The organism is Mesorhizobium sp. M7A.F.Ca.US.002.01.1.1 (assembly GCF_004022955.1).
GTDB classification, from domain to species: Bacteria; Pseudomonadota; Alphaproteobacteria; order Rhizobiales; family Rhizobiaceae; genus Mesorhizobium; species Mesorhizobium ciceri.
Genome location: NZ_RZQE01000328.1, coordinates 1 through 6,662 on the forward strand (window position 1 = coordinate 1; position 6,662 = coordinate 6,662).

Genomic DNA, 6,662 nt, shown 5'->3' on the forward strand with positions numbered 1-6,662 from the left:
ATTCGTCGGCAGCCCGGTGATGAATGTCACCGATGCCGCAGTCGCCGAGACCGGATCCGCGGTCTCGGTAACGGTCGGCGGCGCGGCTTCTGGCTTCGAATTTCCGCAGGCATTGCTGTCGAAGCTCAACGGCCATGCCGGGCGGGAGCTCGCGCTGGGCATTCGCCCGGAGGGCGTGCTCATTCGGCGCGAGGCGACCGAGGGCTTCGTGCCTGTCGACACGCATATCGTCGAGCCGCTCGGCTCCTTCGACATCGTCGATCTCAAGGTCGGAACCGAGTTGCTGCGGGCCCGCACCAAGAGCGGCTTCGTTGCCGGACCCGGTGAAAGGGTCTTCGCCAGGATCGACCCGACCCAGGCGCATTTCTTCGACAAGGCAAGCGGCAAGTCGCTCGAGGTGAGACTCTGATGGCCCATATCCAGCTCAAGAACATCTCAAAGACCTTCGGCAACCACACGGCGCTCACCGGGCTCGATCTCGATATTGCCGATGGCGAGTTCTTCGTGCTGCTGGGCGAGACGGGCGCCGGCAAGACGACGACGCTGCGGCTTATCGCCGGCTTGGAAAAGCCCAGCGAAGGCCAGGTCTTCATCGACGGCGTCGACGTTGCCGACTGGGGTGCGGCCGAGCGTGACGTGGCGCTGGTGCTGCAGCAATATTCGCTCTATCCGCGCTACACGGTGCGCGAAAATCTCGAATTCCCGCTGAAGCCGAAAATTCGCCGGCTGCCCGACGCCGAGATCAAGGACCGTGTCGACCGTGCCGCCCGTACGCTGCGGATCGAGCATCTGCTCGACCGCAAGACGGATCGGCTGTCCGGCGGCGAGATGCAGCGCGTCTCGATCGGCCGCGCCATCGTGCGCAAGCCGCGTGTGTTCCTGATGGACGAGCCGCTGTCTGCGCTCGACGCCAAGCTGCGCGAGGCGCTGCGGACTGAACTGAAGAACCTGCAGATACAGCTCGGCGCCACCTTCCTGTTCGTCACCCACGATCAGATCGAGGCGATGTCGATGGGTGACAAGGTCGGCGTGCTCAACCATGGCCGAATCGTCCAGACCGGCACACCGCATGAGATCTACAACAATCCACGCGACACCTATGTGGCGAGCTTCGTCGGCTCGCCGCCGATGAACCTCATCGACGGCAAGCTCGTGAACGGCCGCGCGGTGATGGCGCCGCTGAATTTCGAATTGCCTTTTTCAGGGGGTGCCAAGGCGGGCGGGGCGACCGATGGTCGCCCGCTCGTCTTCGGCATTCGTCCCGAGGACGTCCATCTCGAGAGCGGCGCGCCGGTCGAGGCGCGTGTCCACGACGTCGAGAACCACGGCGTCGAAAAGATCCTGACGCTGCGCGTCGGCGACACGACACTGCGTGCCACCGTGCCGGCCAGGACCGATGTCGCCATCGAGCAGGCGGTGCGCTTTGCCTGGAACCCCGACAAGGTGGTGCTGTTCGACAAGGGCAGCGGCGTCAGCTTGCGACACGCCTCATAGGCTGCATGCGAGCCTATTTCTGGAAGTAGGTTTCGTAGGGCGTGTCGTTGATCAGCAGGATCACGCATTCCGTGTCGGAGACGCAGGCGTCGTCATGCATCTCATTGGCTTTCTGGGTCCAGTAGGATCCAGGAGGCAGTTCGACCTTGGTCGCCTCGCCGCCATCCATCTGCCAGTGCGCCCACATCCTCTTTATGACCACCGCACGATAATCCGCGGTGTGCGCATGGACCGGTGCGCGCCAGTTGCCGGGAACCTTCAGCAACGTGCCTGCCGGACCCTTGGCCCGCTCGCCCCACAATGGGCCAAGACGATGCGGCTGGTCGGGTACTTCCGCCATATAGGGGATCTTGTCGGCCGGCAGGTAGCTGTCCTCGAGGGCAAAGGCGCGCCCGGGAACCGCAAGCATGACGGCGAGTGCGATGAGCTTCGGATGATTTGGCATTGGTTCTCCTCTTCGGACCGGCTTGCCGCCGGCCTCTCGCTGCCTGGTTCTGGCAAGCTATTGCATGCGGGTGGCCCGGCAATGGCATTGCGTCCGGAAGGCGTGGCAATTCATCCAGACCCAGCGATCCACGGCCGCGCTGCGGCTGGTGCCGATGCGATTGATGCCGCGCGCCATGTCGATCATCCTGACCGGCGTTTCGCTGGCGACCGTCTGTGCGGCGCCGGTCGGCGCCTATGTCGGTGACATCTGGGGCTGGCGCACGGCCTTCATGATTGCGACCGTGGTCGCCGCCCTGGCGCTGCTGGTGCAGCTGGCCACCATTCCGAAATTGCCCCCCGTGGGTGTGGCAAGCTTCCGCACCTTGCTCGACGTGCTGAAGCGTCCGTCGATCAGAGTGGCGCTGCTGGTCGCTTCGTGACACTTTGCCGGCTTCACCTATGTCCGTCCCTTCCTCGAGAAGGTCCCCGTGCTCGACATCGAGACGATCTCGCTGGTGCTGCTGGCCTATGGCATTGGCGGCTTCTTCGGCAATGTCGCCGGCGGCATCCTGGCCGAGCGCAGCCTCAAGGCAGCCGTTGGGCTGGCGCCCTTGCTGATCGCACCGGCCGCCGCCTCGATGCTGGTTTTCGGAGCTTCGCCGACGATCGCCGCTGCCGCCGTTGCGGTCTGGGGCTTTGCTTTCGGCGCGGTTCCGGTCGGGCTGCAGAGCTGGCTGGTGCGGGCAGCACCCGACCAGGCAGAAAGCGCCGGCGGACTGATGGTGGCGACGTTCCAGGTGGCGATCGCGCTCGGCGCCGTCTTCGGCGGCCTGCTGGTCGACCACACCGGCGTCGCCAGTGCCTTCGCCCATTGCGGCGCGGCGACATTGCTGGCGGCCAGCGTGGTGTTCCTGCGCGGCCCGAAGCAGGCCGAGTAGCCTCGCCGCAATCAGGCTTCCCTGACACCTGCGCGTCGGCCCGAGAACCATCACGGTTTTCGGGTCGACGCCGTTGTGACGGCAGCGACGAACGAACTCAGGCCGACCGCCCGTCGAAATCGAAGACCGACAGGGTCGAGGGGTCGAGATCGGCCACGCAGTTGATGTTGATGTAGGCGCTGCGTTCACGGCCCTCGCGGACATCCTCCGCAAAGGGATGGATGCCGCAGGCCCGGCAGAACCGGTGCGCGATGGCATGATTGCCGAATGTGTAGGTGCCCAAATCGTCGCCCCAGGCCAGGACCCGCAAGGTCCCGTGCGGGATGGCACACAACAGGGCGCCCTTGCGCGAGCAGATCGAGCAATTGCACCTGATGGCGCTGGTCAGTTCGGCCTTGAATTCGAAGGCGACCTTGCCGCAGTGGCAACTGCCTTTGTTCCTCGCATTCGACAGGGTGCAAAACCGTCTGCGCCGGGTTAAGTCTCGGCAAGCCAGGCACTGGCCGCTATCCCTTAAGACGTTCAGGGCGTCCGGAGTCCGACACCGAAAATGCAATCCGTCCGTGATCATCTGGAAATCATCCTTGCGCGCCTCGCCGCCCGTGCCGGCGAAGAGCGTGTGTTCACGAAGCTCTATGCCGAAGCCGCGAGGGCCGCGGCCGATGCCAGCGATGCGCGCAGCCAAGCCGGCGTGACGCTCGGGCCGCTCGACGGCACCATCGTCTCGATCAAGGATTTGTTCGATGTCGCCGGCGAGCCAACCACGGCCGGCTCGCTGATGCTCAAGACCGCCGCGCCCGCCTTGCGCGATGCCGTGATCGTCAGCCGGCTGCGGCAGGCCGGCGCGGTCATCGTCGGCAAGACCAACATGACCGAATTCGCCTTCACCGCGATCGGTGACAACCAGCACTATGGCACGCCCGGCAATGCGATGGATGCCAGCCGTATCCCGGGAGGTTCGTCTTCGGGCGCCGGCGTTTCGGTCGGCGAAGGCACCTGCGACATCGCCATTGGCTCGGATACGGGCGGTTCGGTGCGCATACCGGCATCGCTGAACGGCGTCGTCGGCTTCAAGCCGACGGCGCGGCGCGTGCCATTGACCGGCGCCTACCCATTGTCGGCAACGCTGGATTCGATTGGACCGCTGGCGCTGAGCGTCACCGCATGCGCGGTCGCCGATGCCGCGATGGCCGGCGAAGAACCGCCGGCATTGCACGTGCCGCTGCCGCTTACCGGGCTTCGCGTCGGCATTCCGCGCGGGCTTCTTTTCGAAGACACTGAAAGTGAGGTCGCCGCGGCGTTCGAACGCAGCCTTCGCGAGATCGAGCAGATAGGAGCGCACCTGGCGGACATATCGATCGACGACTTGCTCGCAGACTTTCGTTCGGCGACCAAGCGGGGCTCGATCGCTGCGATGGAGGGGGCCGAAGTGCATGCCGACTGGCTGGCGACAGGGGCATCCGCGCCGGTCGACCCGCACGTCAGCGGCCCCCTGTCGCGGGCGGCAATGCTGCCGACTCCGGTCTACATCAGGGCGATGCGCCGTCGTGCGGCACTTGCGGCCGCCATGGACGAACGGCTGTCCTCGGTCGATGTGCTGGCCTTGCCGACCACACCGGTGACGGCGCCGACTATCGTCTCTATGGCTGACGACGCCGGGTTGCGTGACCGAACCGAAGGCCTGCTGCTGCGCAACACGCAGGTCGCCAACCAGTTCGATCTCTGCGCGATCTCGCTGCCGATGCCGGGCACTCCGCTGCCTGCCGGATTGATGCTGGTGGCGCGCAACGGGCATGACCGGCGCCTGCTGCGGATTGCCGCTGAAGTGGAGCGGCTGCTGGCGGTTGATCAGCACTGAACCGGAAATTGCGGATCAGCGCGACGAACAGTGCTTGCGTTCGCTGTCCATGGCGGTGCGTACGATGCTGGTCGCGACCAGCCAGGGCAGATCGTACTCCTTGCCGGTGATCGTCTGGGTGCGGTGCTCGATCGAGCCTCTGACGACGATCTTTCCGGCATAGAGCGCGTCGGAAAGATCCGTTATCGCCTTGTCGGCCCGCGGCAAGCCGCTGGTGTCGATCGACATGCCCTTGATGATCGTTCCGGTGGCAAGATCGAGCACGCTGTTCGACGGGCACGGCGCCTTGAAGCAGCGCAGCCCGTTGTCGCAATAGACATAGCTGCTTTCGGCCGCGAATGACGGAATGGCGCAGAGCGAACAGGCGGCGACAATGAGGGATGTGAGGCGAGGACTGAACATGGGTCTCAACGTCACGAAGAATTGGGGCGAAACCGCGATGTGCTACACGCTCGCCGGGAACCGCTGCCGGTAGTGATCGACCACTTCCGGATTGCGCAGATTGACCGGCAGTTTGCCCGCCAGCACGAGCAGGGCTTCGCCCGCCGCGCCGACGCCCATGCGCATCATCGATTCCTCGGTGATCCCCGCCATGTGCGGCGTGACGATAACATTGTCGAAGCCGAAATAGGGATGGTTCGACGGCAGCGGCTGCGTCGCAAACACGTCGAGCGCGGCGCCGCCGATGCGCCGTTTCTGCAAGGCCTCGATCAGCGCGTCGTCGTCGACGACCGGTCCGCGCGACACGTTGATCAGCAACGCCTGCGGCTTCATGCGGGCGATCCGCTCACGGTTGATCAGGCCGCGCGTTTCCGGCGTCAGCGGGCAGCACAGAACGATGATGTCGCTCTGCTCGACGAGAGCGTCGATCGACAGGAAGCCGACCTTGTCCGGCGCCGGCTGCATGCTACGCGTCGTTGCCACCACTTTCAGGTCGAAGCCGTGCGCGGCGATATGGCCGACCGCCTGGCCGACGGCGCCGAGGCCGACAATGCCGATCGTCTTGCCGGCAAGCTCGCTGTTGGCGTTGGCGTGCTCGCGGCCGGCAAGCCAGCCTTTGGCGCGCAGGTCGCGATCGACGACGCGGAAGTTGCGCAGCAAGGCGAGGGCCACGAACATGACGTGTTCGGCAACCGAGCGGGCATTGACCGCCGGCACATTCGCCACCAGCACGCCGGCGGCCGTCGCTGCTTCCATCGGGATCATGTCGAGCCCGGCGCCATGACGGATTGCCGCCCGCAGCAGCTTTGCGCCGTCGAAAAGCTGTGGGGGCAGCGGCGCGCGCACGATGACGATGTCGGCATTCCTGGCTTCGGCGGCCAGCGTGGCCGGATCGATGGCGGAGGCGACGACGAGCTCTCCGGCGCCGGCCAGCATGGCCGAGGCGCGCGGGTGCAGGGCCTGGGTCGTGAGGATACGAGCCATGTCGGTCAGGCTTTTTCGAGCGCCGGGCTTTGCGGCTCCTCGCCATGGCCCTCGATCAGGCCCTTCCAGTAGCTCTCAGCGCCCTGCAGATGGGCGCTCATCAGCGCCTGTGCGAGATTGCCGTCGCGGCGCAGCAGCGCCTCATAGATCTGGATATGCTCGGCATGCGAGCGCACGTTGCGCTCGGGGTCGTTGAAATAGATCGGCAGGCGCTGCTCGCCCATCATGTAGTAGACGCTGCAGACATTGTGGAAGACGCTGTTCTTGGTGGCGCGCACGATTTCGAGGTGAAATTCGCGGTCTTCCCTGGCAAGCCCTTCGCCGGCGGCGATGCGCTCTTCCGAAGCCTTCAGGATTTCGCGCAGCCGCTCGAAATTCTCCTCGGTGGCACGCGAACAGGCAAGTTCGGCCGCCTTGATCTCGTGGATCTTGCGCAGTTCGACCGTCTCGTAGATCTGGATCGGGTCGAGCGGGAGGCCCGCGCGGGCAAAGAGCGCCATGGCCTCCACACTGGCCTGCTT

At 65.3% G+C, this 6,662-nt stretch carries 7 protein-coding genes and 2 pseudogenes; 4 read left to right on the plus strand and 5 right to left on the minus strand.

The window, feature by feature from the left end; translation table 11 throughout:
* Together EN932_RS25270 and EN932_RS25275 are read left to right on the plus strand one after the other, a co-directional pair.
* A pseudogene (locus tag EN932_RS25270) lies at positions 1 to 409 on the plus strand (TOBE domain-containing protein); the annotation flags it as partial.
* Entirely contained in the window at positions 409 to 1,494 is a 1,086-nt protein-coding gene (locus tag EN932_RS25275; RefSeq protein ID WP_127366117.1) for an ABC transporter ATP-binding protein, read from the plus strand. The pseudogene EN932_RS25270 and the gene EN932_RS25275, both read left to right, overlap by 1 nt.
* Positions 1,495 to 1,507: 13 nt before the next feature.
* Here EN932_RS25275 and EN932_RS25280 read toward each other — a convergent pair whose 3' ends face one another.
* Positions 1,508 to 1,939: a DUF4437 domain-containing protein gene (locus EN932_RS25280; RefSeq protein WP_127385127.1), complete on the minus strand. Its 432-nt coding sequence runs from the start codon at positions 1,937 to 1,939 to the stop codon at positions 1,508 to 1,510.
* A 136-nt stretch (positions 1,940 to 2,075) separates the two neighbouring features.
* Between EN932_RS25280 and EN932_RS25285 the strand changes: the two are divergent.
* Positions 2,076 to 2,858: pseudogene (locus tag EN932_RS25285) on the plus strand (MFS transporter); the annotation flags it as partial.
* A gap of 97 nt (positions 2,859 to 2,955) precedes the next feature.
* Here EN932_RS25285 and EN932_RS25290 read toward each other — a convergent pair.
* Positions 2,956 to 3,234, minus strand: coding sequence for a GFA family protein (locus EN932_RS25290; protein ID WP_128278686.1), 279 nt, complete (start codon positions 3,232 to 3,234; stop codon positions 2,956 to 2,958).
* A gap of 174 nt (positions 3,235 to 3,408) precedes the next feature.
* On the opposite strand from EN932_RS25290, the gene EN932_RS25295 reads away from it, so the two are divergent.
* Complete coding sequence (locus EN932_RS25295) at positions 3,409 to 4,716, plus strand: amidase (protein WP_127385126.1); 1,308 nt, start codon at positions 3,409 to 3,411, stop codon at positions 4,714 to 4,716.
* Positions 4,717 to 4,731: 15 nt separating this feature from the next.
* On the opposite strand, the gene EN932_RS25300 is transcribed toward EN932_RS25295, so the two are convergent.
* The 3 genes from EN932_RS25300 to EN932_RS25310 all read right to left on the minus strand — a co-directional run.
* Positions 4,732 to 5,118, minus strand: coding sequence for a hypothetical protein (locus tag EN932_RS25300; RefSeq protein ID WP_127370554.1), 387 nt, complete (start codon positions 5,116 to 5,118; stop codon positions 4,732 to 4,734).
* A 42-nt stretch (positions 5,119 to 5,160) separates the two neighbouring features.
* On the minus strand, positions 5,161 to 6,141 hold the full coding sequence (locus EN932_RS25305) for a hydroxyacid dehydrogenase (protein WP_127385125.1): 981 nt from the start codon (positions 6,139 to 6,141) through the stop codon (positions 5,161 to 5,163).
* 5 nt (positions 6,142 to 6,146) lie between these two features.
* On the minus strand, positions 6,147 to 6,662 hold a 516-nt coding region (locus EN932_RS25310), incomplete at its 5' end, for an FCD domain-containing protein (RefSeq protein ID WP_164890613.1).

Coding starts and splice junctions, on each gene's coding strand:
- EN932_RS25275 (WP_127366117.1), top strand. CDS start 409: ATGGCCCATATCCAGCTCAAGAACATCTCAAAGACCTTCGGCAACCAC.
- EN932_RS25280 (WP_127385127.1), bottom strand. CDS start 1,939: ATGCCAAATCATCCGAAGCTCATCGCACTCGCCGTCATGCTTGCGGTT.
- EN932_RS25295 (WP_127385126.1), top strand. CDS start 3,409: ATGCAATCCGTCCGTGATCATCTGGAAATCATCCTTGCGCGCCTCGCC.
- EN932_RS25300 (WP_127370554.1), bottom strand. CDS start 5,118: ATGTTCAGTCCTCGCCTCACATCCCTCATTGTCGCCGCCTGTTCGCTC.
- EN932_RS25305 (WP_127385125.1), bottom strand. CDS start 6,141: ATGGCTCGTATCCTCACGACCCAGGCCCTGCACCCGCGCGCCTCGGCC.